This window comes from Brevibacterium sp. FAM 27836, from assembly GCF_051351055.1.
Lineage (GTDB): Bacteria > Actinomycetota > Actinomycetes > Actinomycetales > Brevibacteriaceae > Brevibacterium.
In genome coordinates this window covers 2,068,277-2,093,035 of the sequence record NZ_CP195711.1, presented here as the reverse complement: position 1 = coordinate 2,093,035, position 24,759 = coordinate 2,068,277, and the positions used below count along the sequence as shown (strand labels likewise).

General features: G+C 65.6%; 22 protein-coding genes. 10 read left to right on the top strand and 12 right to left on the bottom strand.

Annotated features, from left to right (window positions below; genetic code table 11):
- The first annotated feature begins 50 nt into the window (after positions 1-50).
- Positions 51-341, top strand: coding sequence for a hypothetical protein (locus ACSE4D_RS09445; protein WP_205683378.1), 291 nt, complete (start codon positions 51-53; stop codon positions 339-341).
- A gap of 58 nt (positions 342-399) precedes the next feature.
- Here ACSE4D_RS09445 and ACSE4D_RS09440 read toward each other — a convergent pair whose 3' ends face one another.
- From ACSE4D_RS09440 to ACSE4D_RS09425, 4 genes are all read right to left on the bottom strand, one after another.
- Positions 400-1,308, bottom strand: coding sequence for a cation diffusion facilitator family transporter (locus tag ACSE4D_RS09440; protein ID WP_135541581.1), 909 nt, complete (start codon positions 1,306-1,308; stop codon positions 400-402).
- A 184-nt stretch (positions 1,309-1,492) separates the two neighbouring features.
- Positions 1,493-3,229 (bottom strand): flotillin family protein, encoded by a 1,737-nt coding sequence (locus tag ACSE4D_RS09435; protein ID WP_135541583.1) that lies wholly within the window; start codon positions 3,227-3,229, stop codon positions 1,493-1,495.
- 103 nt (positions 3,230-3,332) lie between these two features.
- Positions 3,333-3,794, bottom strand: a complete 462-nt coding sequence (locus tag ACSE4D_RS09430) for a DUF3817 domain-containing protein (protein WP_135541585.1) — start codon at positions 3,792-3,794, stop codon at positions 3,333-3,335.
- 213 nt (positions 3,795-4,007) lie between these two features.
- Positions 4,008-5,999, bottom strand: a complete 1,992-nt coding sequence (locus ACSE4D_RS09425) for a M28 family peptidase (RefSeq protein ID WP_135541587.1) — start codon at positions 5,997-5,999, stop codon at positions 4,008-4,010.
- A 355-nt stretch (positions 6,000-6,354) separates the two neighbouring features.
- Here ACSE4D_RS09425 and ACSE4D_RS09420 point away from each other — a divergent pair, with 355 nt between their 5' ends.
- Together ACSE4D_RS09420 and ACSE4D_RS09415 are read left to right on the top strand one after the other, a co-directional pair.
- Positions 6,355-7,461: a VIT1/CCC1 transporter family protein gene (locus ACSE4D_RS09420; RefSeq protein WP_135541589.1), complete on the top strand. Its 1,107-nt coding sequence runs from the start codon at positions 6,355-6,357 to the stop codon at positions 7,459-7,461.
- Positions 7,458-8,345, top strand: a complete 888-nt coding sequence (locus ACSE4D_RS09415) for an aminotransferase class IV (RefSeq protein WP_135541591.1) — start codon at positions 7,458-7,460, stop codon at positions 8,343-8,345. Before ACSE4D_RS09420 ends, ACSE4D_RS09415 begins: the two co-directional genes overlap by 4 nt.
- A 120-nt stretch (positions 8,346-8,465) precedes the next feature.
- On the opposite strand, the gene ACSE4D_RS09410 is transcribed toward ACSE4D_RS09415, so the two are convergent.
- Positions 8,466-8,669, bottom strand: a complete 204-nt coding sequence (locus ACSE4D_RS09410; protein WP_135541593.1) for a hypothetical protein — start codon at positions 8,667-8,669, stop codon at positions 8,466-8,468.
- A gap of 350 nt (positions 8,670-9,019) precedes the next feature.
- On the opposite strand from ACSE4D_RS09410, the gene ACSE4D_RS09405 reads away from it, so the two are divergent.
- On the top strand, positions 9,020-9,319 hold the full coding sequence (locus ACSE4D_RS09405; protein WP_135541595.1) for a DUF4235 domain-containing protein: 300 nt from the start codon (positions 9,020-9,022) through the stop codon (positions 9,317-9,319).
- Between the two features lie 4 nt (positions 9,320-9,323).
- Here the strand turns inward: ACSE4D_RS09405 and ACSE4D_RS09400 are convergent, their stop codons facing one another.
- Complete coding sequence (locus ACSE4D_RS09400) at positions 9,324-10,211, bottom strand: type I 3-dehydroquinate dehydratase (protein ID WP_135541597.1); 888 nt, start codon at positions 10,209-10,211, stop codon at positions 9,324-9,326.
- Between the two features lie 57 nt (positions 10,212-10,268).
- Between ACSE4D_RS09400 and ACSE4D_RS09395 the strand changes: the two genes are divergently transcribed.
- From ACSE4D_RS09395 to ACSE4D_RS09375, 5 genes are all read left to right on the top strand, one after another.
- Positions 10,269-11,069 (top strand): alpha/beta fold hydrolase, encoded by an 801-nt coding sequence (locus ACSE4D_RS09395; protein ID WP_167854472.1) that lies wholly within the window; start codon positions 10,269-10,271, stop codon positions 11,067-11,069.
- Positions 11,070-11,422: 353 nt separating this feature from the next.
- The gene (locus ACSE4D_RS09390; RefSeq protein WP_135541601.1) at positions 11,423-12,832 is read left to right on the top strand and encodes a quaternary amine ABC transporter ATP-binding protein; all 1,410 of its coding nucleotides are present in this window, start codon (positions 11,423-11,425) and stop codon (positions 12,830-12,832) included.
- 8 nt (positions 12,833-12,840) lie between these two features.
- Positions 12,841-13,698: an ABC transporter permease gene (locus ACSE4D_RS09385; protein WP_205683379.1), complete on the top strand. Its 858-nt coding sequence runs from the start codon at positions 12,841-12,843 to the stop codon at positions 13,696-13,698.
- A 38-nt stretch (positions 13,699-13,736) separates the two neighbouring features.
- Positions 13,737-14,738, top strand: coding sequence for a glycine betaine ABC transporter substrate-binding protein (locus ACSE4D_RS09380; protein ID WP_135541605.1), 1,002 nt, complete (start codon positions 13,737-13,739; stop codon positions 14,736-14,738).
- Between the two features lie 94 nt (positions 14,739-14,832).
- A complete protein-coding gene (locus ACSE4D_RS09375; protein WP_135541607.1) occupies positions 14,833-15,336 on the top strand; it encodes a methylated-DNA--[protein]-cysteine S-methyltransferase in 504 nt (167 codons plus the stop codon).
- A gap of 26 nt (positions 15,337-15,362) precedes the next feature.
- On the opposite strand, the gene ACSE4D_RS09370 is transcribed toward ACSE4D_RS09375, so the two are convergent.
- From ACSE4D_RS09370 to ACSE4D_RS09355, 4 genes are all read right to left on the bottom strand, one after another.
- Entirely contained in the window at positions 15,363-16,685 is a 1,323-nt protein-coding gene (locus ACSE4D_RS09370) for a Dyp-type peroxidase (RefSeq protein WP_135541719.1), read from the bottom strand.
- On the bottom strand, positions 16,663-17,340 hold the full coding sequence (locus ACSE4D_RS09365; protein ID WP_135541609.1) for a copper chaperone PCu(A)C: 678 nt from the start codon (positions 17,338-17,340) through the stop codon (positions 16,663-16,665). Before ACSE4D_RS09365 ends, ACSE4D_RS09370 begins: the two co-directional genes overlap by 23 nt.
- Positions 17,341-17,647: 307 nt before the next feature.
- Positions 17,648-18,310 carry a hypothetical protein gene (locus ACSE4D_RS09360; RefSeq protein WP_135541611.1) on the bottom strand — a complete coding sequence of 221 codons (663 nt, stop codon included), beginning with the start codon at positions 18,308-18,310 and terminating at the stop codon, positions 17,648-17,650.
- 221 nt (positions 18,311-18,531) lie between these two features.
- The gene (locus tag ACSE4D_RS09355) at positions 18,532-19,092 is read right to left on the bottom strand and encodes a hypothetical protein (protein WP_167854469.1); all 561 of its coding nucleotides are present in this window, start codon (positions 19,090-19,092) and stop codon (positions 18,532-18,534) included.
- A gap of 443 nt (positions 19,093-19,535) precedes the next feature.
- Between ACSE4D_RS09355 and ACSE4D_RS09350 the strand changes: the two genes are divergently transcribed.
- A complete protein-coding gene (locus ACSE4D_RS09350) occupies positions 19,536-21,242 on the top strand; it encodes an HNH endonuclease signature motif containing protein (protein ID WP_135541615.1) in 1,707 nt (568 codons plus the stop codon).
- 160 nt (positions 21,243-21,402) lie between these two features.
- On the opposite strand, the gene ACSE4D_RS09345 is transcribed toward ACSE4D_RS09350, so the two are convergent.
- Together ACSE4D_RS09345 and ACSE4D_RS09340 are read right to left on the bottom strand one after the other, a co-directional pair.
- Positions 21,403-22,647 (bottom strand): N-acetylglucosamine-6-phosphate deacetylase, encoded by a 1,245-nt coding sequence (locus ACSE4D_RS09345; protein ID WP_135541617.1) that lies wholly within the window; start codon positions 22,645-22,647, stop codon positions 21,403-21,405.
- A 28-nt stretch (positions 22,648-22,675) separates the two neighbouring features.
- Positions 22,676-24,691 (bottom strand): S9 family peptidase, encoded by a 2,016-nt coding sequence (locus tag ACSE4D_RS09340; RefSeq protein ID WP_135541619.1) that lies wholly within the window; start codon positions 24,689-24,691, stop codon positions 22,676-22,678.
- Positions 24,692-24,759 lie beyond the last annotated feature (68 nt).

The window sequence follows — 24,759 nt, the reverse complement described above, 5'->3', positions numbered from 1 at the left end:
TATGAATTTCGAGTATGACCCAAAATGACGACCCGCTTCAGCAACGTTTGATGCCCCGGGCCCCTTGCCTACTGCCCGAGACCCACGACTCCGATCATCACCCGCACCAGTGCCACGATGAGGACGGTTCCGGTGAAGTCGAAGGCGACCCAGCCGCGCTCATGCTCGACCAGTTCGGCCTGGCAGCAGAGGCCGACCGCGTAGGCCGGGCTACTGAGAACGCAACCGGGGCCGGGATCTTGCTTCGGGGCCCGGGCGGCGAGTCGAATACGGTCGAGATGACCGAGGCGATCGTTGCTCAGCTCGAAGCCATCAACGCCGAAGAGACCGTGGCAGCCTGAGCAGGCAGTCGAAAGCGGTCCTCGCACCCACAAGACACCGCTGGCAAGGAACCCCGCCTCACTCGTGGGTGTGGATCTCCTCAGCGGCATCCTTCGCGCGGTCGAACTGGAAGGTCGAGTGTTCGATCGCAATCTTGTGGTGCTCGGCCAGGCACTCCTGGAGAGCCTTGAGGATGCGCGGAGCATGTCCGTCGTAGAAGCATTCGTCGGCGAGCACCACATGAGCCGTGAGCACCGGCAGGTTCGAATCGATGCGGGTGACGTGGAGATCGTGGACCTCCTGCACGTGCTCGACCGATTCGAGATGCTCCCGAACCTTGTCCAGGTCGAGTTCCTTCGGAGCGACCTCGAGGAGGATCGACCCGGTCTCTCGGAGGATCGAAAAGGCCCGGGGAACGATGAGGGCCGCGATGACCAGCGCCGCCACCGCGTCGGCGCGCTCCCAGCCGAAGAGCCAGATCGACAGCGCCGCGAGAATGACGGCCACGGACCCGAGCGCATCGGCGATGACTTCCAGGAATGCCGCTTTGAGGTTGAGCGAATTCTCCCTCGAGGAACTGAGGATGGCGATCGAAACGAGATTGCCGACCAGACCGATGGCCCCGAAGAGCAGCAGGCCCGGCCCGGGCACCTCAGGCGGGGCGAAGAATCGGCGGACGCCCTCGATGAGGCTGTAGACGCCGAGGCCCAACAGCAGAGTCGCCTGCGCACCCGCGGCAAGCACTTCGGCACGCTTGAATCCCCAGGTCTTCTGCCCACCGGCCGGTTTGTTGACCAGCGTCGCCGCGAAGAGTGCGATGCCGATGCCGATGAGGTCGACGGCATTGTGGCCGGTGTCGACGAGCAGCGCGAGACTGCCGGTGATGACGGAGCCGATGAGCTGGAAGACGAAGATCGCAGCGACGATGCCGAAAACGATTCCCAGCTGACGCCGCGATCCCGAACCATGCGAATGATCATGAGCCATATGAACCTCCCGACTCAACACATTAACATATGCACATGCGTTTATATACAGTGCCTGCGGTGACGTTGCTCACCCGCACAGAAGGGGCCGGGAACGGCAGCGGGCACCGACCAGATCGTCTGATCGGTGCCCGTGCCGCGTACACCGGGGCCCGCTGAATCAACAACAGGGTCCGCTGAGCCAGTCAGTCCTCGGAACGCGTATCGCCCTCGTCCGAGTCCGGATCCGAGTCCGAGCCCGAATCCGTGTCTGAATCCGAATCCTCTCCGGAGCCGCCGGCCGCTCCACGCTCGTCGAGGCGGCGCTTCGCCTCGTCGATATAGGACTGCACATCGAAGCCGGTCGCCTTCTTCACCTCATCGCCGATCCGGTCGAGGTCGACGCCGCTGTCATCGAGGAACGACTTCGGGTCGAAGCTCGTGCGGTTCGCCCGCGGCCCAGCAGACGCCGGACCGTCCGCGACGACCCCATCGACAACCTCATCTGTTCCCTCGCCCGAGGACGCAGACGAATCGGCCGGTCCTCCGCCCTCGGGCGACGAGGAATCGTCCGATCCTGCCGAACCCGCCCCGCCGGAGCCCTTCGCCTTGGCCACGAGATCGGTGAGGTCGACACCGGTCGTGCCCCGCACCACTTCGAGCACCTGCGCGAGGTTGTTCGACACGGAGTTCGCCAGCTTCGACTCTCCGTCGGTGGACACGATCGAAAGATCCTTGATGTTCGCGTACGGCGCCACGAGCTCGCCGGCCACGGTCGGCAGCACTTCGAGCACCTTCGACAGCACGGCCGCATCGTTGAACTGCTTGTACGCCTCGGCCTGCGCCTGCAGCGCCTCGGCTTCGGCTTCACCGCGCGCCCGGATCGCATCGGCTTCGGCTTCGCCCTCGAGCCGGATCGCCTCGGCGTCCTTCGACCGACGGTGCAGCTCGGCCGCGGCTTCAGCCCGACCCTGCGCCTCGATCTCGTAGGCCCTGGCATCGGCGGTCGCCTGCTGCCGATAGCGCTCGGCATCGGCTGGACGACGCACTTCGGCGTCGAGCTGTTCGGCGCGCAGCTCTGCGGCCTCCTTGGCCACCACGCGATCGCGTTCGAGCAGCTTCTGCTTCTCCGCCGCAGCGGCCAAGGGGCCGGCGTTGTCGGCAGTGGCCTGACGCTGATCGGCTTCTTCCTTCAGAGCGGCACGACGCAGCGCGAGCTGCTGCTGCTGTTCGGCGATCGCCTGGTCGGTCAGCGCCTGCTGCTTCTGCGTCTCTTCGTTCTGCTGCGCTTCCTCAACAGCGGAGGCGCGGCCGGCGTTCGCCTCGGCGATGGCGGCGTTCTTCGCCACCTCGGCGGCCTGCGGACGGCCCCAGTCGCGCAGGTAGCTGCCTTCATCCTCGACCGCCGAGATCTGGAAGGTGTCGATGATGAGGCCCTGGTTGTTCATCGAGTGCGCAGATTCCTCCTGCACCTGAGCGGCGAAGGAGGCCCGGTCCTGGATGATCTGCTCGACCGTGAGCGTGCCGACCACGGCGCGCAGCGTGCCGGAGAGGATCTCTTTCGAATAGTGGTCGATCTGATCCTGCTGGTCGAGGAAGCGCTGCGCGGCCCTGCGCACATCGTCCTCGGTGCCGCCGACCTTGACTTGCGCCACGCCGCGCAGCCGCAGCGCGATGCCGTTGATGGAGATGCCGTCGATCTCGACGGAGATCTGCCGCGAGGACAGCGAGAGGATGAACGCCTTCTGCACGATCGGATAGACGACAGAGCGACCGCCGATGACGATGCGACCGGTGCCCGAAGCGCCCGATGCGTTCCGCCCGGTGATGATGAGCGCCTCGGACGGGGAGGCGATCTTGTAGGAGCGGAGGATCACGAACAGTGCGATCAGAATGACGAGGACGAGGACGCCGATTCCTCCGGCGCCGAGTAGCAGGTCCATCAGTGGGCCTTTCATCGCAGTGGGGTGTGCCGTCGGCCGATCACCGGCCGACCCCACTCATCCTAAGCGAGCCCACCGACACAGAACAGGGCGGACCTGCCGATCATCTGCCCCATTCCCAGGGCGGGCCCGCCACGAGCAGACCCGAGAAGACGACGATGACGAAGACCACGCCGATGCCGATGGCCCACCACGGGTACCGAATGCACCACGAGGTGAGCTTCTCGAACCAGCCGACCGGCGCGCGACCGCGGCGGCCGAGCCCCCACTCGCCCTCGAGGGATCCGGTCTTCTCGACGGATCGCTCGAACGGGATGGTGGCGTAGGGGATGATCGCCGAGCCGAGCCCCGTGGCGATGCGCCGCTTGCTCCACTGCTGCGAGGTTCCGACGCCGATGACGGCGATGACGAAGCAGATGAAGATGAAGCCGTGGATGCCCCCGCCGATCCGCACCCCCACCTCGGTGGTGTGCGTGACGTACTTGAGGATCATGCCGATGATGAGCAGAGACCAGGTGACGGTCTCGGCCACTGCGAAGAATGTGAAGAAACGTTTTGGAGTCACAGAAGTCCATTGTCCCTGGTCGGGTTGGACGTGAGCTGAAGACCGCCGACCGAGCGGATTCGTCTCAGCGGAGCGAACGACCCCGCGGCGGCGAAACGAGCATCCGTACGGCGGCGACCCCACGCCAGCGAGTCGAATGCCCGCAGCTCCGCCGGGTGAATGACCACACGGGTCGGCGACCTCATCGGTCACCGACCCGTGGGTGTGTGATTCTCAGTCGCGGCGACGACGCGAGCCCAGAGTCATCAGGACACCGAGCACGATGAGCGCTCCGGCCGAGATGATCAGCGGCATGGCCTCGTTGCCGGTGCGGGGCAGGTCTCCCCCGCCACCGCCACCGGAGCCGTCTTCGGCGGCGACGACTTCGAAGGATCCGGTCAGCGGCTCGCCCCCGTCGCAGTCGACGGTGACGGCATAGGTGCCGATGTAGCTGTCGACCATCGAGTCATCGAGTCCGCGCACTCCGAAGCGTGCCGTGCTGTCCGCGTCGACCGTCGCGGTCTGCTCGAACTTCTCGATCTTCCCGTTCTGCGGGTCGACGTTCATCGTCGCCGTGGTGTCGGCGGTGCAGCCGGTGGCCGTGACCTGGACTCCCTTGTCACCGACGAAGGCCTCGGCCTCGATCGTCGTCGGATCGATGCTCAGCGCCCGCTCGGCAGGCGTGTCGGTCGGGGTCTGGGTCGGAGGATCGGTCGGATCCGTCGGCGGATCCGTCGGCGGGGTCGTCGGGGCGTCGACGAGCTCGTAGGCCAGCGTGTGCACGGCGAATCCGATCGCCGGAGCGAAGATGTCGATCGACTCCTTGCTCACGTTCTCGATCGTGTCGGTGGGCTGGTGGTAGTTCGTGTCGTGCTTCGCCCCGACCGTGCCGCCGAACATCTCGGCTTCTTCGGCGGTCTTCGTGCCGTCTGCGCCGGAGAACAGGCCGCTGGCAGGAATGCCGTTGTCGATGAACGCCTGGTAGTCCGAGCGTCCGGAGAAATCGGTGCCGACGTTCGGCTGGTCGATGTCCGCGAAGTAGTCGGTGAAGATCTTCTCGAGTTCGGCCGAGCCTTCGGGGACGTTGACGTCGTCGGGAATCGGCACATCGGAGCCGTCGGAGTCGAGGGTGCCGACGATGAAGTTGTCCGAGCCGATCATGTCGAAGTTCATGTACGACTGGATCTTGCCCAGTTCCGCATCGTCGAGGCTCTCGACGTAGTGGGTCGAGCCGACGAGGCCTTCCTCCTCAGCTCCCCACCACCCGAAGCGGATGGCGTTGTCGACGTCGGACGGCTGCTGAGCGAGCGCCTCGGCGCTGGCCAGGAGGGCTGCGGAGCCGGAACCGTTGTCGTTGACTCCGGGGCCCTCTTCGACGCTGTCGAGATGAGCACCGAGCATCTGGACGTTGTCGTGATCGCCCGCCTTGGTCTCGGCGATGACGTTCCAGGTCGTCGAGGTGGTGAACTCGGTCTCCAGGGTGAAGTCCGCGGTCGGGGCCTCGTCTTCGGCGGCCTCTTGGACCTGGGTGAGGACATCGTTGCCGATGTTGAAGCTCGCCCCCACAGTGGGAGCATTGCCCTCCGTGCGCTCGCCGAGGGTGGCGTTGAGCGCATCGTCGGGGTTCTCTTCGTCGTTGTTGTAGAGCAGGACTGCGGCGGCTCCGGCATCGGTGGCGGCCTGGGTCTTCTCCCCGAAGGCGCATTCCCCGCGGACGACGAGCACGAGCGCACCTTCGGCACTGTCGTCGTAGTCGCCGGCCTCACAGCCGAGCTGTCCGCCTGCCAGGTCGCTGTAGTCGTCATCGACCGGCAGCACGATGGGCAGGTCGGTCAGCGGTTCGGTCGTGCCCTCGGTGTACTCGGCGGGTACGACCTCGAGCTCCTCCCCGTCGACGCTGACCGCGACAGTGGGGAACTTCTGCTGATCATGCTGGAAGGCCTGACGAGTGACGTCGAAGGCGCCTGTGGCCTCGAGGGTGTCCTCGACGTATTCCACGGCCTCTTCGTAGCCGGGGGTGCCCAACGCACGGAATCCTTCGTCCGTATGCGAGGTCGAGATGTCGGAGAGCTTCTGCAGATGATCCATCACGGCGTCACCGTTGACGCCCATGTCGGTGTGTTCGGTCGGGCCGGCGGGGCCTGCGGCCAGCGCCGGACTCACCCCGCCCAGAATCAGGCCGGCCGAGGCGGTGATCGCCAGCCAGCTCTTCGTGCGCAACTTCATGGAGTTCCTTTCGCTCCTTCGTCTGTGCCCGAGGAATCGCTGGGGAAGGCGCGCCGGAATCGACCGCTCCGACATGGCTGTCCATATCGGTGGCGGCCTCCACGACTGCGCTTGCGGGGAAGCTCGATTCTGACGTTCCGTCATGACTCGCCGTTGGTAACGAATCACATTCTTCTATAACGAAACGGTGACACAACTCACATTGGGCTTTAATCTAGTCGACATTCGCCGGGTTTAATGTCACGAATTGATAACAACCGGTCACTCGTTGATTTCATGCGCACTGGAGCGCGACCACGCAGCCCGCCGGCACCCGCCTGTACCGAACCCCGCGCGCCGGATTAGACTCGGGCCAGTGACGACCAACGACTCCGTCGGTGGGGCCCAGCAGCCCGCCTCACCTGACAGACGGACCATTCGCCGCTGGCAGCGCTACCTCGCCAACGAACGGCTCGAGGAACGCGTGTACCGCGACCTCGCCGAACGCCGCACGGGCGAAGACCGCGAGATCCTCCTCAGCCTCGCCACCGCCGAATCCCGCCACCAGGAGCACTGGATCACGCTGTTGGGCGAACATGCGGAGAAGCGTCGCTCCGCCGACCTCGTCACCCGCTGCCTCGCCTTCCTCGGCCGGATGTTCGGTTCGGTCTTCGTCCTCGCCTTGGCACAGCAGTCCGAGACGAGCTCTCCCTATGAGGACGACGAGGCGGCTTCGGCGGAGATGGCGGCCGACGAACGCATCCACGCCGAGGTGGTCCGGGCCCTGGCCGCCCGCTCCCGAGCCCGCCTGTCCGGCAACTTCCGTGCCGCCGTCTTCGGCGCCAACGACGGGCTGGTCTCGAACCTCGCGCTCGTCCTCGGCGTCGGCGCGGCCGGCGTGTCGAACACGGTCATCCTGCTCACCGGCGCCTCCGGTCTGCTCGCCGGAGCCCTGTCGATGGGTGCCGGTGAGTACATCTCCGTGCGCTCTCAACGCGAACTCCTCGAAGCCTCGACCCCGGATCCCGAGTCGCGGCACGCTCTGGCCGACCTCAACATCGACGCCAATGAGCTCGCCCTCGTCTTCCGTGCTCGCGGCATGGACGCCCGGGAGGCCGAAGCGCGCGCGAACCGCACGATCGCGGCAGCGAAGAACAAGCGGGCGCCGAAGCTGCCGACCGTCGACTCCGGGGTCGATCGCGACGAACTCGGCACCGGCCTCGGCGCCGCCGTCTCAAGTTTCTGCTTCTTCTCCTCCGGTGCCCTCATCCCGATCCTGCCCTATATCTTCGGCATGTCCGGGCTGCCCGCCGTATTCCTGTCCGCCGGCCTCGTCGGCATCGCCCTGCTGTTCACCGGCGGCATCGTCGGTCTGCTTTCGGGCAAGTCCCCCGGACCGCGCGCGCTGCGTCAGCTCGGAATCGGCTTCGGGGCCGCCGCCATCACCTACATCCTCGGCCTGTTCTTCGGAGGTACCGCATGAGCGATCCGCTCGTCCTCGTCGATCCCACCACCGCGAGTTTCGAATTCGCCGACCTGGCCGCCGCGCAGCTGCCGGTCACCGATCACTCCGCCCATCGCGGGGACGGAATCTTCGAAACCGTCCTCGTCAGCATGGGCGTCGACGGTGCCACCGTCGTCAATCGCGAACGGCACTTCACACGGTTCCGCAGCTCCGCCTCGGCGCTGGAGCTGCCGGATCCCGACGAGGGGCTGTGGGATCGGGTCATCGACGCGATCATCGCCGAGGTGGCCGACGCCGAGCCGGGAATCAGCGAGTTCGGGATCCGCTACGCGATGTCCCGCGGCCAGCAGGGCGCTGACGGACAGTTCCGGCCCCGCGGGTGGGCGTTCCCGGTGCCCGTGGACGACCACATCCGCTCCGCACGGGCGCAGGGCGTCACGGCAGTGAGCCTCGACCGCGGCTTCGACGCGTATATCGGCAGCAAGGCCCCGTGGCTGCTCATCGGGGCGAAGACCCTGTCCTATGCCGTCAACCAGGCAGCCGGCCGCTATGCCGCGGCGCATGGCGCCGAAGAGGCGCTCTTCGTCTCCCATGACGGCATCGTCCTCGAGGGCCCGACCGCGAATCTCATCATCCGCCGAGGCGACCGCCTCCTCACCCCGGACCCCGAAGCGGGTCTGCTCGCCGGTACGACGCAGAGGCTGATCTTCGATCGCGCCGAAGAGGTGGGGCTGCGCGCCGAGTACGCCGATCTGCGCCTCGAAGACGTCAAGACCGCCGATGCGGCGTGGTTCGTCTCGTCGATGCGCACGGCCGTGGCACTGCGCGAACTCGATGGGAATGCGATTCCCGTCGACGAGGAGCTCACCGCGAGGTTCCAAGCGATCGTCCGCGCGGGCTGAAGCCGGCAGTTCGGCGAGGCTCTTCGGCTGAGACTCTCGGCCGACGGTTCGTATGATCCGCGGGTCTCGCCGGTCGGCATTGCGGGTGGGAGGCAAGCAGGGATGCGCTGCCCCGGACCCTCAGGCCCGGGGCAGGGTGTCGGCGGGTGCCGACGAGGGGAGGGTGAAGGCGAGCACGAGCCCGAGGATGCAGACGGTGCAGCTGGCCAACCACAACGGCCAGAAAACACCGGACAGGCCGGGCAGCAGCACCAGCAGGAATCCGAGGCCACCACAGACGAACAGTGCGGTGACGATCCTCGTCTTCCACTTCCTCAGCATCATGCGCCTTTCTCGTCACGATTCGGCACGGACCTTCCCGCGTCCCACCGAATCGTCATCTCAAGCTATCCCGGCCGAGGTCATTCGCACATCCCCCAAAAGTATGAGATGGAGAGACTTTCTGCGATCAGCGCCGTTGTCGCGAGGCGGCGGAGACCCCGAGGCCCTCGAGAAGGAGGGGTTCTGCTTCCGAGAACATCGGTCTCGCGCACCCGAGTCGGTGATGTTGCGCGATCGGGGGACGTGCCGCCTGGCTTCGCCGGCACCGTCCTGCGTTAGTGTTGTCTCGGACGGACTTCGTTCACACGGCGCAGCGTCGCCGTGGGTTTGAGCTTCAAGGAAAGGACACGAGCATGGGAAAGCTCGCTTGGCAGATCATCGGCGTGGGAGCACCCATCGCAGCCGCATTCGTCGCTCGCAAGACCCTGACCGTCGCCTGGGAGAAGTCGACGAAGCGTCCGGCGCCGTCGAACCCCGTCGATGACGAGATCTCGATGTCCGAAGCTCTCGCCTGGACGATCGTCTCCGGTGTCGGTGTGGCCGTGGCACAGCTCGTGGTGCAGCGCATCGCCGCGAACACCGTGCGCAACAACTTCGGCGAGGAGGCCCTGCCGAAGAAGTTCCGCAAGCAGATCGAAGAGAGCTTCGACTGACCCTTCAGCGGTAGATCCGGTCATAGACCTCGGCGAGATCCACCGCATCGATCTGACCGGGCGCTGAAGCCGTGCCCAGCTGCGCGAACGAGGCGCAGCTGCCGAAGTCTGACCCCATGATTCGGCTGGTCCGCCCCAATGGGCCCATCGAGATCCCGAGCACGGGGTGACTCGAGGACGCAGCCGCCTCGGCGGTCGCGTCCAACAGACGCAGCACATCGGCAGGAGTCTGCGGCATCATCGCCACCTTCGCCACATCGGCTCCGGCCTCGGCCATGGTGCGAAATGTCGCGCGCAGCTCTTCAAGCGGGTCGGTGGCCGTGAAGTTGTGGTGGGACGCGACGATGGGCACGCCGTTCTCCTTCGCCGCGGCGATGAGCGCACGCGACTCCGCCCGGTCGATCTCCACATCGATCGCCACGGGCACAGTTGCGTTTCCGGCCCCATCTGCTGCTGCGGAACCGCCGGGGCCCGCCTCCGCTCCGGTCACACCGGTGATGAGACGCCGCAGCACCTCGGCGTAGGCGCCCTCGGTGATCTCGACCAGGCCTCCTTCGAACGCGGTGCGCACGGTGAGAAGTATCGGCAGCCCCGCCGCGGCCGCGTGCGGCAGCAGCCGCAGCACCTCCTCGGTGCGGGTGGCCGCCTCGGCGAAGAGGTCCTCGGGGTGTGCACCGTCACCGATCGCCGCCTCGGCAACAGCCGTCTGCGCGAGCAGGGGATCGATGCGCCATTCGATGGCATCGACGGCGCCCGTCGCCGCGGCCGCAGCGCACTGCGCGGTCAGCTCTTCGGCGTCGACGGCCTGGGTCGGCACGATCACGGCCGGCCGGACGGGATTGCGCACGGCGGGCGATCCTGCGGCAGGATTGAGGAACGGCAGTGGTTTCATGATTCAAGCGTAGGCGTTCACCTCACGCCCGCGGGCAGGAGGACACGAGTGGAGACGATGCGGGAGCACACGATCCGCACACGCGATGGATTTCCGCTCGCGATCCAGGTCAGCGGGCCCGAAGACGGCCCCGCGCTGCTCCTGCTGCAAGGCCAGTCGAACTCGCACGAATGGTGGGCTGAGCTGCGCGAGGACTTCTCCCCGCAGTTCCGCACCATCACCTTCGACTACCGGGGCACCGGCGGCAGCCGGGGTGAACTCGGCGAACTCTCCACCACAAGCTTCGCCGCCGATGCCGCCGAGGTGCTCGACCGCCTCGGTGTCGAGCGCGCCGCCGCCTACGGCACGTCGATGGGCGGGCGGATCGCACAGATGCTGGCCCTGGACTTCCCCGAACGGGTCAGCGCGCTTGTGCTCGGGTGCACGACTCCGGGCGGCCCACATTCGGTCAAGCGCCCCCGCAAGGTCGGACAGTCACTCGCCCGTCTGCGCGGCCAGGAGCACACCCGCTACCTCTTCGATCTCTTCTACACTCCGGCATGGACGGTGCCGTCGGAGTACAGCAAGCTGCTCGGCGATGACACGATGACGCCTGCCGAATCGGCGGCCCACCTGCGCATCAGCGCCGGTCACAATGCCTGGGACCGCTTGCCCGAAATCAGTGCGCCCACGCTCATCGTCCACGGCGACGACGACCGAATGAACCCGGTCGACAACGCGCACATCCTCCACGAGCGGATCGCCGGTTCGCAGATGCTCATCCTCCCCGAAGGCAGGCACGGATTCTTCGAGGAATTCGCCGAGGTGGTCACGCCTGCTGTCGTCCGCTTCCTCAGCGAATCGCTGCCTCGTTCCTGACTTCGCCGCCGGCGAGGCGAAAGAGCAAGCTCCGTTTCACCATCAAGAAATCACATTCGCCAGCAAATCCATTTAGGTCACAACTACCTGCCTCAACTGCCGATTATAACAATCAAGTAACGTCGCACCCTGCGTTTCCCCAGGTCAGAGCACTAGTCAAGGCCGCCACACCGAGTATTGACAATAAAAGATCTACCGAAATTCCTGAACAAAACTACAATGGTGGATCAGATATCCGTGTGCGGTGAGGCGTGTTCGCAATTGAACCAATCGGATCTGCGAGCACCGAACCGTGCAAACGGGGGTGAAGCCTCTCGTTCTTGCGGAGAGCCAAGAATGCAAGGAGGAAGCACATGAGCGTTGTCGTCAAGGCATCACATGTCTACAAAGTCTTTGGCAAGCGGCCGAATGAAGTGATCAAACGGCTCGAAGAAGGGGCCGACCGGAAGGACCTCACGAAGCTCGGCACGGCTGCCGTCATCGATGCGAGCTTCGAAGTCGAGGAAGGCGAGATCTTCGTCGTCATGGGCCTGTCGGGCTCGGGAAAGTCGACGCTGATCCGTACTCTCAACGGACTCTGGGATACGAGCGGGGGGTCCGTCGAAGTGCTCGGCACGGACATTTCGACGGCGGACTCGTCGACCCTGCGGAAGGTCCGCGGCAAACACGTGTCGATGGTGTTCCAGCACTTCGCTCTGCTGCCGCACCGCACGGTGCGTGAGAACGCAGCCTATTCCCTGGAGATCCAGGGAATGCCGAAGAATCAGCGCCTGGAGAAGGCGGAGGAGTGGCTCAAGGCCGTCGGGCTCGACGGCTGGGGCGACAAATATCCGCAACAGCTCTCCGGCGGAATGCAGCAGCGTGTCGGCCTGGCACGCGCACTCGCTGCGGAGACCGACATCCTGCTCATGGATGAGGCGTTCTCCGCACTCGACCCGCTGATCCGCCGCGAGATGCAGGAACAGCTCGTGGAGCTTCAGTCCAAGCTCAACAAGACCATCATCTTCATCACGCACGACCTCAACGAGGCGATGTTCCTCGGCGATCGCATCGCGGTGATGCGTGACGGACGCATCGTCCAGATCGGCACCTCCGAGGAGATCCTGACTCAGCCCGCCGATGACTACATCGCCGAGTTCGTTCAGGACGTCGACCGCACTCGTGTGCTCACAGCCGCCTCGATCATGCGCGAGACCAAGGCCACGATCAGCATCGAAGCGGGCCCTCGTCTGGCGATGCGCACGCTCGAGGACAGCAACTCCTCGGGCCTGCTCGTCCTCGACGACAATCGCACCGTGCTCGGCATGGTCAGCGACCGCAACGTGGTCAGAGCCGCCCGCGAAGGGCAGCAGACGATCGCCGACATCGTGGAGAAGACAGACCTGTTCACGGTTCGTCCCGAGACTCCGATCTCGGAGCTCTTCGCGCCCAGCTCCGCGGCCAAGGTTCCGTTGACCGTCATCGATGAGAATCAGCGACTGCTCGGCATCGTGCCGCGCGTGGCGCTGCTGAACTCGATGGCCGATCCGGGTCCCGCAACCGGGGAGATCCCGCCTGTGCAGGAAGCCTCGGAACCGGTCGTCGTCTCGCCGAGTGCCGCTGAGTCGGACAGCGAAGACGGCGCCGCTTTCACCGACGAACAGGCGACTCCGACGGAAGTGGCGGACGCTTCGGCTGACGTCGAATCCGCCGCCGGCAGTGCGGATGAGGGAACCGGTGCCGCCACACGAGGCGCCACCGACGCTGAAAGGGGTAAGCACTGATGGACTTCATGAATCCGCGCCTTCCGGTCGGTGACTGGGTCAACGACTTCCTCACCTGGTTCATCGGAGCGTTCCAGTGGCTGCTGGACATCATCAATTTCATTCTCAGCGGCCTCTACGAGGTTCTCTATCTCGTCTTCTCCTCGCCGATCTATCTGGTCATGATCATCATCCTGGCCGCGATCGCGTTCTTCGCCGCGGGGTGGAAGGTCGCTCTATTCACCCTCATCGGGTTCTACTTCGTGCGTGCCCTCGACCAATGGGACAACACGATGTCGACCTTGGCTCTTGTCATCGTGGCAGTGCTCGTCGCGCTCATCATTGCGATCCCACTCGGCATCCTCGCTGCCAAGGTGAGTTGGGTCTCGACTGTCGTCAAACCCGTTCTCGACTTCATGCAGTCGATGCCGGCTCTGGCCTACCTGGTCCCGGCCATCCTCATGTTCAGCATCGGCCAGACGCCGGGTGCAGTGGCGACGATCATCTTCGCTCTGCCTCCAGGAGTGCGACTGACGGAACTCGCGATCCGTCAGGTCAACACCGAAGTCGTCGAGGCCGGTCAGGCCTTCGGGGCCAGCTCGGGTCACATTCTTTCGAAGATCCAGATCCCGCTGGCGATGCCGACCATCATGGCGGGTGTCAACCAGGTCATCATGCTGGCCCTGTCGATGGTCGTCCTCGCCGGTATGGTCGGCGCAGGCGGCCTCGGTGGTGCTGTCGTCGGCGGCATTCAGAACGTCGATGTGCCACTGGCCGTCGAAGCCGGTCTGGCCGTCGTGGTCATCGCAATCTTCCTCGATCGCGTCACAGCTGCTCTGGGCAGGAAGACCCCGATCGAGCGAGCTCGCAAGGCCGCGGCCGCCTAATCTTCAACTAACCGAAACGACTACCAAAGGAGAGTCATATGAAAACGTCAGTTCTGACCAAGTTGGGCGGCATCCTCGCCGCCAGCGCGCTTGTCCTCTCGGCATGCGGCGCGTCCAACTCCGGTGGCGAGCCCGCCGGCGGCGGTGACGATGAGACCAATGCCGGCGGACAGGACTGGTCCTCGTGCAAGCCCGGTGAGGGTTCGAAGGACGTCGCCGACACCGAGGACGACGAGAAGAAGGTCTCTCTCGGCATCTTCAGCGGCTGGGACGAGTCGTACGCCACCATCTACCTCTTGAAGAACATTCTCGAGGAAGACGGCTATGAAGTCGACACCAAGGAGCTCGATGCCGGTCCGATGTTCACCGGTGTGGCCAAGGGCGACATCGACTTCTTCACCGACGGCTGGCTGCCGCTGACTCACGAGAGCTACCTCGAACAGTACGGCGACGATCTCGTCGACCACGGCTGCTGGTACGACAATGCGAAGCTGACCATCGCCGTCAACGAGGATTCCCCGGCCAAGTCCATCGGCGATCTCAAGGACATGGGTGACGAGTACAACAACATCCTGTACGGGATCGACGCCGGTGCCGGTCTGACGAAGACCACGAAGGAGAAGGCGATCCCGGAGTACGGGCTCGACAACCTCGACTTCAAGATCTCTTCGACCCCGGCGATGCTCGCGCAGCTGAAGAAGTCGACCGATGCCGATGAGAACATTGCAGTGACTCTGTGGCGTCCGCACTGGGCCTATGACGCCTTCCCGGTCCGCGACCTCGAAGACCCCAAGGGTGCCATGGGCGATGCCGAGCGCATCTTCAGCTTCTCAGGCAAGGAAGCTGCAGATGAGCATCCTTACGTCTCGCAGCTGCTGCAGAACCTCGTTCTCGACGATGACCACCTGGCCAGCCTCGAGAACCTCATGTTCTCCGATGAGCACTACGGAGGCGACGATCATGAGAAGGCTGTCGCTGAATGGCTGAAGGACAACCCGGACTTCGTCGATCAGTTGAAGAAGGGCGAACTCGCCAAGTGATTGCCTGATGACGTTGGCCCGGTCGAGTCTTCGACCGGGCCTTTGTCATAGGCTGGCTGTGGTCTGAGAGACTCGGCCGACCGGAGGACACCAGATGACGAACAGTTCGGCGATCATCGACACCTTCGTCGGTCCCCTCGCTGTGACCGGCGACGGCCGGTCTGTCGTCGGTCTCGAGTGGCTCACCCGCACCGAGGCGACCGTGCCCACCCCCGAACCCGACGATCGACTCCTCGCCGAGGCGGTCGCCCAGCTGCGTGCGTACTTTCACGGCCGTCGGACCGATTTCGATCTGCCCGTCGACTTCGGTGAGGTCTCCGACGTCGCTCGCACGGTGCTCACAACACTGGCCCAGGACGTGCCGGCGGGGGCCACCGTGACCTACGGGCAGCTCGCCGAGGCCAGTGGGACCGGAATCCCCGCGCGTGCCGTCGGCGGCATCATGGGACTGAATCCGATCCCGATCATCGTGCCCTGCCACCGAGTCGTCGCGGGAAGCGGACTCGGCGGCTATTCGGGCGGACTGCCCGGGCACGAACTCGACACGAAACGTCGCCTGCTCGAATTCGAGGATGCGCTGCCGCAGCCGCTGTTCTGACGCGGACCGCACTCACCGGCTGAGCTTCACCCCTCGAACAGCGACTGCCCGACGTATCCTCCCTCCTCGGCTCCGGGCGGGATCGCCCACACCGTCGACCCGATCGGCGTCGTCCATTCGTTGAGCAGATCCACCTCGGCGAGTCGGCGCTGGATCGGCAGGAACTGACGCTCGATGTCGGCTTGGAAGGACGCGAACAGCAGCCCCGAATCCTCTCCGGCACCGGTTTCGTAGTTGAACGTGCGCCGGTGGATCTGCACTTCGGGTCCCAGCCCGTCACGGGCCCGAGCCACATGCGAGGCCTTCGAGATCTTCGTCAGCCCACGCTTGTCGACGGCGGCGAAGTCCGGAACGTCGAACTCGTCGGTTCCCGACAGCGGGGCCCCGGTGTCCAAGGTCCGTCCCGTCGAGAACTCCCGAGCCGGACGGTCGGCCTTGTCCCACGTGTCGAGGTTCATAGCGATGTCGCGCAGCACCAGCGTCGTGCCTCCACGCAGCCATCCGGGCAGGTGCGCGCCGAGGTCGGCCGGAGGCTCTCCCCGTGCCGAGAACACCGGTTCGGTCGTATCGGTTCCGGCACCCCAGATGATCCGCGCGAAGTCCTCGGACCCCGGGCCGGGGTTCGCCGTGCCGTCGAGCTGACCGAAGAGGTTGCGCTGCGTCGTCCCCTCCCCCGCGCTGCCGTAGGCGCGACGGAACCCGTCCCTCTGCCACGTCACCTCTGCAAACGATCGCGAATCCTTGAACAGCATGCGCCGGGCATGGGCCAAGGTCAGCGGGTCGTCGCCGCAGATCTGCAGGAGCAGGTCACCCTTGCAGCGATTCGGGTCGAGGCGATCGATGCCGAACTTCTCCAAGGGCTTCAGCCAGTCCGGGACGTGCTCCTTGCCCGCCAGCGCGACGAGCCCGGGACCGAACCCGAAGGTCACCGTCAGACGGGCCGGATCGGCAGCCAGTTCGGCTTCGGAATCGGCCAGCGGGGCCGTGCCCTGGGTGAGTGCGGCCGCATCCGCGGTGAGCAGACGCAGCCAGCGGACCGCCTCGGCGGCGGTGATCTCCGGTCGCATCGTGAACGCAAGGAAATGCGCATACGCCTGCGGCGGGGTTTCGATGCCGGATTGGTGAGTGCCGTAGAACGGTTCGACCTGTGCCCCGTTCGCTCCGTCCAGGTCTCGCCGAGGCGATCCTCCGCTGTCGTCGGCCGCCGACGACCCAAGACCGGTCCGGCCGAGCCCGAATCCCGCGGTTGCGCCGAGGAGACCGGCACTGCCGGCGGCGGCCGCCGAGGTGATGAGACCTCGGCGGCTGAACCCGGAGGGAGACTGCTCAGTGGTCACCGTGGTCTCCATGATCGGAGTCCTCGTGGTCTCCGTGGTCGCCGTGGTCGCCGTGGTCTCCGTGGTCGCCGTGGTCTCCATGATCGCCGTGGTCGTCGCCGGATTCGGCGCCCTCGGCTTCCCCGGGGGCGTAGTTCTCCTCGGCCCCGGAGTACTCCTTCGCCACTGCTGTGACCTCAATGCTCTGATGATCGGCGGTGACAAGGTCGAGAGTGATCTCCTCGCCGGGTCGGATCGCCTTCTTCAAGCCCATGATCATGATGTGATCGCCGCCGGGTTCGAGGCTGAGGCTCTCCCCGGCCGGAATGTCGAAGCCGCCTTCCTTCTCCTGCATCGACATTCCGCCGGAGCCGTCCTCAGAGGTTTCGTGGAGTTCGACCATCTTTGCGTCCGGGTACTTCGCCTCGATGAGGTTGATGTCGTGATCGGTGTTGTTGCGGACTTCGCCGAAGACCGCGGTCATTCCGTCCTCAGCGGCCTTGACCCAGGCGTCGTCGAGGCTGAGCGCATCGGCGTCGACCTGCGAGGAGGCGGGGCTGTTCGACGCCGAGTCGCTCGCTTCAGGCTGCGAGGAATCGGCGGCCTGGCTGCCGGACTGGCCGCAGCCGGAGAGGCCGATGACGACGGCGATGGGCAGGGCCATAGCCAGGGTGATGTTCTTTCGCATGATGTCTGCACTTTCGTGTTTCGGTGCAGTCGAATACCGCCGCGTACGGGCCGCTGCGTGCACGGTCCGATCGGGGCACCGCTGACGCGCTCGAGCTCGCGGCTGCACGTCCGATTGAGTGTGCGGCCGCTCGTGCAATCGAGTGCGCTGCTGGTCGTGCAGGTGCGGCGAACCGCGGCAGAATCGGGGCGCATCGGTGCCGGGTTGCGGCAGTTCCGGTTCGCAGCGGTGTTGGTTCGCGGGTGTCTTCGACTGCCACCATTCGGTGGGTTGGTGTGACGGCGGTTTTCGCCGTCGCAGTGAGGTGTCAGACGAGGGCAGGAGGGCCGCGGCGATAGTTCGGTCCGACCACGGCCGAAGCGATCGGCTGCGGCAGCCGGAACGCAACGAGCACGGACCGGTAGGGATGGTCGGCCAGAATGCCGGCCGCCTCGGCGAGGGCCCGCAGTGCACCGGCGACCGGACCCAGAGCCAGCTGCAGAATGGTGAGGACGATGTCCTCACCGTGTTTGAGGATCACGGCGGTGATGAGAACCGCGGCGATGTGGGCAAGGATCATCCCGGGCGAAGTGCCGCCGTGCGCATGAGAAGCGGCCGCGGCGGCCGATCCGAGGTCGAGGGTGCCCGGGGCAGGGACGATGTGTCCCGCATGAGCACTCATCGCGGCTCCGGCGGATCCCTCCCCCGCCGAGGCGGGAGGTGCGCCCGCATGGGCTCCGGAGTGTGCGTTCACCGACCAGCTCATCGTCAGGTGCATGAGCACCTGTCCGAGGCCGAGGAGAGCGGTGAGAGTGAGATACCCGAGGCGTCGGCCGGCGAGGATCATCGCCGCCCAGAGCACCAGGACGAACACGACGCCGGTGCCCAGGAGCGAGGCGCTGCCGCCGGCACCGAGGTGCATGAGCAGGGCCAGCAGGGTCGTGATGAGGGCAGCGAAGAGCGCGCGAACGGACTTCGTCCATCCGGTCATGGCTCCTCCTCTGATGCAGCCCCGAGTTCGCCTCTCTGCACCGACATGCGTGTGCCATCGGTGCCTGGACGAAGGTGGAATTCCCAACCCATTCACACATTCTACTCAAAGTAGAAACTTGCGGGCGGCGGGAGCCTCGAATCGGCACCACGGCTCTTCTTCGCAGCGCTGTGACCTCGGATGGCGCTTCATCGACCCCGTGAACATGGGCGCGACGAAAGCTACATCCGCAGCCAGGTGTCGGCGGTCTTCTTGATCATGGCTCCGGCCGACTCGGCGGCATCGGTCCAGGTGACGAGTTCGCCGTGAGGATCGGTGGTGGAATCGGAGAGGACGATGACATCGAAGTTGCACACGAGCGCGGCCATCGCCGAGGCGTACACCGCACCGGGAGCATCGGCATCGGCATCAGCATCGGCGGGAGCATCGGCATCGGTATCGGCGCTGGCGCTGGCGCTGGCGCTGGCGCTGGGAGCTTCCGCGGTGTCGTCGGCGCCGGCGATGATGATCCGGTCGACGGCCATATCGTGCAGACCGGCCGCGAGATCGTCGACACCTTCGAAGACATCGGGACCATTCGAGCGGAGCACCAGATCCTCCTCGTCGGGGACGAAGATGCTCACCTCCTCGTCCGGAGTGTCGGCGAGGCCCTCCTTCGTGGAGGCGAAGATGAGTACACCGCCCACGGCTCGGGTGCGAGTGACGATGTCGCCGAGGGTCTCCATGGCGTCATCACTGGGATAGCTGGCGTCGTCGGTGTCGATGAGGAGCAGGGCATCCATACCCCCAATCGTGCCACGTCCGGGTGACGCATTCGAAGCCGGGACCGGACTGCCGAGTTCGCGACTGCGAAAGCCGCGGCGTGGCGGCAGGGATCTCGGCGGCGGGCCGACGGCGGGTGGGCCGGCGAGTCGAACAGGTGCACTCGGCTGGCCCGGCGGCCGGCACTGCCACCCGCACAGCGGCTGGCAGTACGGCTCGCACAGCGGCCGAGCGGGCGGTAGCCGTGCCGATCACCACAGACAGCGAGCGGGCGATGGCCCCATCGATCACCACTGACAGCAGGCTCAAATTTATAACACAAACTTACCTGCCGTTATCGCCGAACATCTGCGAACATCAGAAGATTGTTCGAAATATTTTTCGATTCTCTATGGCGTTCTCTGAGCGATGAGAGTACACTGGACTTCAACAACAACGATGTTGGTGAACGGAAATCATCCCCATGACCCTCACTCCCGAACGCAGCTCCGATCATTCCGATCGGAATGCCGACAACTCCCCTCAGACCAGCGGTCACCCCCTGCTGGCCGACGAAGAGTGGGCAGATCTCAGTCGCTTCGCTCCGGAAGTCACCTCCGCCATCACCCAGCTGATGAGCCTCAAGGATGAGCTGCGCACCTTCGATCGCCCCATGGGACCGGATCAGGCCATCATGCTCGCCGACGGAGTCGAGGCGATCACACGCATCAATGAAGCGCTGTCGACGCTTGCGCTTTCCGTCTGCGAACGTGTCGGCACCCCCAGTGACTTCGGCGCCAAATCGACGAAATCGCTCATCGAGAATCGGTTCAACCTCACCGGCGCAGAGGCCAATCGCCGGACCGAGATGGCCAAGAACCTCGGCGGACGCGTCGACATGGCCGGACAGGCACTGCCGCCGCTCTACCCTCTCGTCGCGGATGCGCTCCATGCCGGCACCATCTCCGCCGCCCAGGCATCCGTCATCGAAGACTGCATGCGGAAGCTGCCCAACTGGGTCAGCCAAGAGATCCGCACCGATGTCGAGTCGCGCCTGGTCCGCAACGCGCCCAAGGTCCGCCTCAAGGACCTGCGGGAGATCTTCGGCAAGCTCATGGGATACATCGACCCGGACGGCGAGGAGCCGAAAGACTCGACTGACCGCGCTGCGTACTGCATGTCGATGCGCGCCAAGGCCAATGGCGACTGGGAGGTGCGGGGACTGCTCGATCCCGTCACCGGCGGCACCCTCAACGGGCTGCTGACCTCTCGGATTCAGTCCGCCGGTGAAGGCGACAAGACTGCCATCGATGCTCCTGACACTGACGGGGCTGACTCGGCGGCCGGTATCGCAGGTGCTTCGTGTGCTGCCGATGGGCATCTGGCATCCGACACCGAAGGCTTTGAACCCGAGGGAACAGCTGCTCCGCTTCCCGATGAAGAGCTGCTCGAGATCGTCGACGCGGTGCTCTCCGGCGAGCGGTATGACGCCAAGCGCGTACCGGAGCCCAACCTCGCTGCAGTTCGCTCGGCCGGAAATCCGTCCGATACCCCAGGCGTCGGTGTCCGCGAGAACGGCGAGATCGTCGACGTCAGTGCCGAGCAGCCCTCAGCACGGGAATGGATCTATGAGCGATTCGCCGGTTTGGTCTCTACGATCGACAAGCAGCGTACGACCGCGGGAGCGCCGTATGCCCTCGTCGTCACCGCCAAGGCCGAGGATCTGGCCAGCGGCAAGGGGCACGGCACCACAGGCGCTGACAACCCCATTCCCATCGAAGAACTCATGGCTGACGGCCTCAACGGCTCGGTGTTCTTCCATCTCATGAGCGACAAGGCCAAGACCATGCAGGTGGCAACCGAGCAGCGCTTCGCCAATCGGAAACAGCTGTCAGTGATCACCGCTCGCGATCGAGGGTGTACCTTCCCAGGCTGTGACGCTCCTCCCGGTTGGTGCGACGCCAACCATGTGGTGCCCTGGGCACGCGGCGGCAAGACCAAGGTCAACAATCTCGCACTGCTCTGCAGCTATCATCACCACCTGCTCGATCGCTCCGATTGGGACACCTTGATGCTCCTCGACGGACGGCCGGCGTACATTCCGCCCGCCGCAAAAGACCCCTCTCGCACGCCGATCCTCCACGCCCGCTTCATCGCAGACGACATCGTCGACTCTCTGTTCGACGAATAGCTCCCCCAGCTTGCAGGAGACGACTGTGCCCATTTTCCGGGCAGAGCCGAGTACGGCCGTGTTCCCGGCATGGTCTCGCCCAGCCGCCGTCCGAGATCGGTTTGGTCCAGCCGCTGTGCGAGGACGATCGCTTCCAGCAGCCATCAGGGCTCAGCCGAGTTCAACCGCCCATCTGCGAGCCTCGGATGTTCATATCGTCATCGAGCAGCAGAAGGTCCGCCGGCATCCCGATCGCCAGCAGGTTGTTTGCATCGGCACCGCCCACTGCTCGCAGAGGAACGAGGCTCGCGGCCTGCACAGCGTCGAACGGGCTGAGACCCACCTCGGCGACGGCCCGCTGCACGGCCTCGTCCATCGTCAACGTGGACCCTGCGATGGCACCGGGAGAGCCGTCCGAGGTGACCAGGCGAGCTACCGAATCCGTGACCTCGACGGGGAGCGAACCGAGGTGATAATTTCCATCGCGCAGACCGGTTGCCGCCATGGCATCGGTGATGAGCGCGAGGCGCCCGGGCACGAGTTCGTGGAGCATGCGTGCGACCGGAGCCACGACGTGGACACCGTCATTGATGAGTTCGACGGTGACATGCTCGGCCTCGGCCGCGGCAAGAACCGGCCCCGGAGCACGGTGGTGGATGCCCGGCATCGCATTGAACGCGTGAGTGAGGATACTCGCCCCGGCGTCGAACGCCGCAGCGGCCAATTCGAAGTCAGCGGCCGTGTGCCCGATGGCCACACGCACCCCGGCCGCGGTGAACCGGTTGATCGCGTCGAGGGCACCGGGCAGCTCGGGGGCGATGGTGACCTGCGCAAGCGTTCCAGCGGCCGCCTCAAGGAGCGCCTCGACCGCCTCAGGAGTCGGCGACGTGAGCACCTCGGGTGCATGCGCACCCTTGAAATCCGGGGACAGGAAGGGACCTTCGGCATGCAGGCCCGTGACCATGGCCCGATCGCGGACGATCCCGGCCCCGGCACGCAGAGACCGGCACAGCCCGTCGATCGTGTCCGAGACGAATGACAGGGCGAGCCTGCCGGTGCCGTGATCACGATGCACGTCGAGGATCGCGTCGATCGCGTCGGCTCCGTCCTCAGCGCTTGCTCCGTCCTCGGCGCTTGCTTCGTCCTCAGCGCCTGCTCCGTCCTCGGCGCTCGCTCCGCCGGCACCGTGGCAGTGGATATCGACGAACGCGGGAGCCACGAATCCGCCGGCCGCGTCGATGACGTCACCGCTGGCCGAGGCGGCCCTGTCCTTCCAGCCGTCCCCGCGGCCCCGTGCAGTGACCGATCCCTGCGCGATCGCGATCCACGTGTCCGCGGTCTCCTCGGCGAACGTCGCCCGATCGCCGTCGAGGATGCACGCATTGTGGATGACCGCCTCGGCGGGGATCTGCTCGGTCTGTGTCATCGAGGTCCTTCCATCGCTCTGCTCTCGCTCACCCCAGGGTGCGGACCCGGTTCGCGTCGATGCCGAGCACATGCGTGTCGAGGAATGCCAGCACCGTGCGGTACCAGACCTCGGCATTGCCGCGGCCGAGGATCCAGTGCCCCTCATCCGGGTAGTACAGGAATCGGTGCTGTGTGTCGCCGTCGGCGTTGAGCGGAGTCTTCGACTGCGTGAGCAGGTCGAGCCACAGCTCCTGTCCCTGCCCGATCGGCACCCGGTAGTCCTTGTCGCCGTGGATGACGAGCATGGGCACTTCGATCTGATCGGCGAAGAGGTGTGGCGAGTATTCCGCCGACTGTTCGCGCATCGCCTCGTCCCACGAGGAGTTGTCCGTCGTCCGCCCCATCGACGTGGTGTTCCACAGGGAGGCGTGGGTGACGATGCACTTGAACGTGCTTCCCGTGTGTCCGGCGACCCAGTTGGCCATGTAGCCGCCGTAGGAACCTCCGGCCAACGCGACATGTTCGGCGTCGATGTCCGCCCGCGCCCCGGCCGTCTCGGTGAGCGTCATGATGTCGGTGAACGGGGTCCCACCCAGCTGCTGCTGACCGCGATCGATCATCGCCTGACCGTACCCGGTCGAGATCGCCGGATCCGGCAGCAGCACCGCATAGCCGGCAGCGGCGAAGGGCGCAGGGTTCCACCGGTATGTCCATGCGTTCCACGACCCCCACGGGCCGCCGTGGGCGAACACGACGAGCGGGTGCGGCCCCTCGCCCTCCGGCAGAACCAGCCACGCGCGGATCGGGGTGCCGTCCTCGGCCGTGGCTTCCACCTCGGTGAGGGTGCCCTCCTCGTCGAGCGCCGTCGCCGGGTTCGCGAGTTCGCTGATGACCCCGGTAGCAAGATCGATCGAGATCGGCATGGGCGCGACATCGATCGCCGAGGCGGTCGCGACCACCGTGTCCCCGCGCAGTGCGAGACCGGAGAACGAATACTTCTGCTCGACACCGCCGACGAGGCGCCGAGGCTGCGCATCGGCCAGATCGCCGATGAAGACGCTGCCGCGACCGTGATCGTCGGCGGCCGCCGCGATCGTCGAGTCGTCGACCCAGATCGGTGAGAACCAGAAATCGGCGTCCGGCCACACGGGAGCGAATTCGGCCGTCTCGAGGTCGAGGACCATGAGGTCGACGGCGAGGTTTGCCTGCGGAGTCCAGAACTGTTCGCGGCTGACCAGGGCCTTCGTCCCGTCCGGGCTGATGGCTTCGATGCCGAAGCAGTGATCGGCGGCCGGCTTCGTCAGCCGATGCAGCTCGGGCTCACCCTCCAGGTCGACGCGCCAGATCTCACTGGCTTCGAGCTGGCCGGGGATCGGCCTCTCGAGCTGGACGAGGGCGAACCGGGCATCGTCGTCGACGGCCCAGTCGATGAGGCGGCCGGACGGCAGCGACAGGTAGCGGAAGTCCAGGCCCGCCGGAGCGCTGAGCTCATCGGCGACCTCGGGGAAGTCGGCGGCAGCCTCGTCGAGTTTCGCTACCGCCAGGGTCTGCCGGCCCGGCCCCAGATCCTGATTCCACCGCCGGATCGGGAACCCCGTGTGGAGGATGCCGCTGATCTTGGCATCGCTGCGTTCGGCACTGAATTCCTGATGGTCGTTCTCATCGGCGGCCCAGGTGTGGACGGGGAACTCGACGATGAGGGTCTCCCCCTTGATCTCGATCCGGGTGAACCCGCCCTCATGGTCGGCGAGTTTGCGGGCCTCTCCGTTGTCGGGAAGCGCCCACAGGCTCGGGCTCTCGGCGTCCTTGCCGTCCTCGCCCTTGCGTTTGGCGGCGAAGACGATCGTCCCGTTATCGCTCAGAGCGGCCGGGCCGATGGACTGGTCTCCGCGAGTGATGCGGCGGGGCACTTCGCCGCTGATATCGGCGAGGTGGCTGAGGGAGGAGCTGCCCTCGGAGTTGAGGAACGAGTACTGGGCGATGACGCGGCCGCTCTGATTCGTCAGGAGGCCTTGCAGGCGGCGGGCGTCGAGGAGTCGGGTCACTGCGTCGTGGGTCGTCATGGCCTCATCCTAGTTCGCAACTCGGACAAGGGGGCGCTGAAAGGAGAATCGCTTGAGCGCGACCGCCT

Coding starts and splice junctions, on each gene's coding strand:
- ACSE4D_RS09340 (WP_135541619.1), bottom strand. CDS start 24,691: ATGACGACCCACGACGCAGTGACCCGACTCCTCGACGCCCGCCGCCTG.
- ACSE4D_RS09410 (WP_135541593.1), bottom strand. CDS start 8,669: ATGATGCTGAGGAAGTGGAAGACGAGGATCGTCACCGCACTGTTCGTC.
- ACSE4D_RS09425 (WP_135541587.1), bottom strand. CDS start 5,999: ATGAAGTTGCGCACGAAGAGCTGGCTGGCGATCACCGCCTCGGCCGGC.
- ACSE4D_RS09395 (WP_167854472.1), top strand. CDS start 10,269: ATGCGGGAGCACACGATCCGCACACGCGATGGATTTCCGCTCGCGATC.
- ACSE4D_RS09375 (WP_135541607.1), top strand. CDS start 14,833: ATGACGAACAGTTCGGCGATCATCGACACCTTCGTCGGTCCCCTCGCT.
- ACSE4D_RS09440 (WP_135541581.1), bottom strand. CDS start 1,308: ATGGCTCATGATCATTCGCATGGTTCGGGATCGCGGCGTCAGCTGGGA.
- ACSE4D_RS09445 (WP_205683378.1), top strand. CDS start 51: ATGCCCCGGGCCCCTTGCCTACTGCCCGAGACCCACGACTCCGATCAT.
- ACSE4D_RS09415 (WP_135541591.1), top strand. CDS start 7,458: ATGAGCGATCCGCTCGTCCTCGTCGATCCCACCACCGCGAGTTTCGAA.
- ACSE4D_RS09370 (WP_135541719.1), bottom strand. CDS start 16,685: ATGGAGACCACGGTGACCACTGAGCAGTCTCCCTCCGGGTTCAGCCGC.
- ACSE4D_RS09435 (WP_135541583.1), bottom strand. CDS start 3,229: ATGGACCTGCTACTCGGCGCCGGAGGAATCGGCGTCCTCGTCCTCGTC.
- ACSE4D_RS09385 (WP_205683379.1), top strand. CDS start 12,841: ATGAATCCGCGCCTTCCGGTCGGTGACTGGGTCAACGACTTCCTCACC.
- ACSE4D_RS09350 (WP_135541615.1), top strand. CDS start 19,536: ATGACCCTCACTCCCGAACGCAGCTCCGATCATTCCGATCGGAATGCC.
- ACSE4D_RS09400 (WP_135541597.1), bottom strand. CDS start 10,211: ATGAAACCACTGCCGTTCCTCAATCCTGCCGCAGGATCGCCCGCCGTG.
- ACSE4D_RS09345 (WP_135541617.1), bottom strand. CDS start 22,647: ATGACACAGACCGAGCAGATCCCCGCCGAGGCGGTCATCCACAATGCG.
- ACSE4D_RS09390 (WP_135541601.1), top strand. CDS start 11,423: ATGAGCGTTGTCGTCAAGGCATCACATGTCTACAAAGTCTTTGGCAAG.
- ACSE4D_RS09405 (WP_135541595.1), top strand. CDS start 9,020: ATGGGAAAGCTCGCTTGGCAGATCATCGGCGTGGGAGCACCCATCGCA.
- ACSE4D_RS09360 (WP_135541611.1), bottom strand. CDS start 18,310: ATGACCGGATGGACGAAGTCCGTTCGCGCGCTCTTCGCTGCCCTCATC.
- ACSE4D_RS09355 (WP_167854469.1), bottom strand. CDS start 19,092: ATGGATGCCCTGCTCCTCATCGACACCGACGACGCCAGCTATCCCAGT.
- ACSE4D_RS09365 (WP_135541609.1), bottom strand. CDS start 17,340: ATGCGAAAGAACATCACCCTGGCTATGGCCCTGCCCATCGCCGTCGTC.
- ACSE4D_RS09380 (WP_135541605.1), top strand. CDS start 13,737: ATGAAAACGTCAGTTCTGACCAAGTTGGGCGGCATCCTCGCCGCCAGC.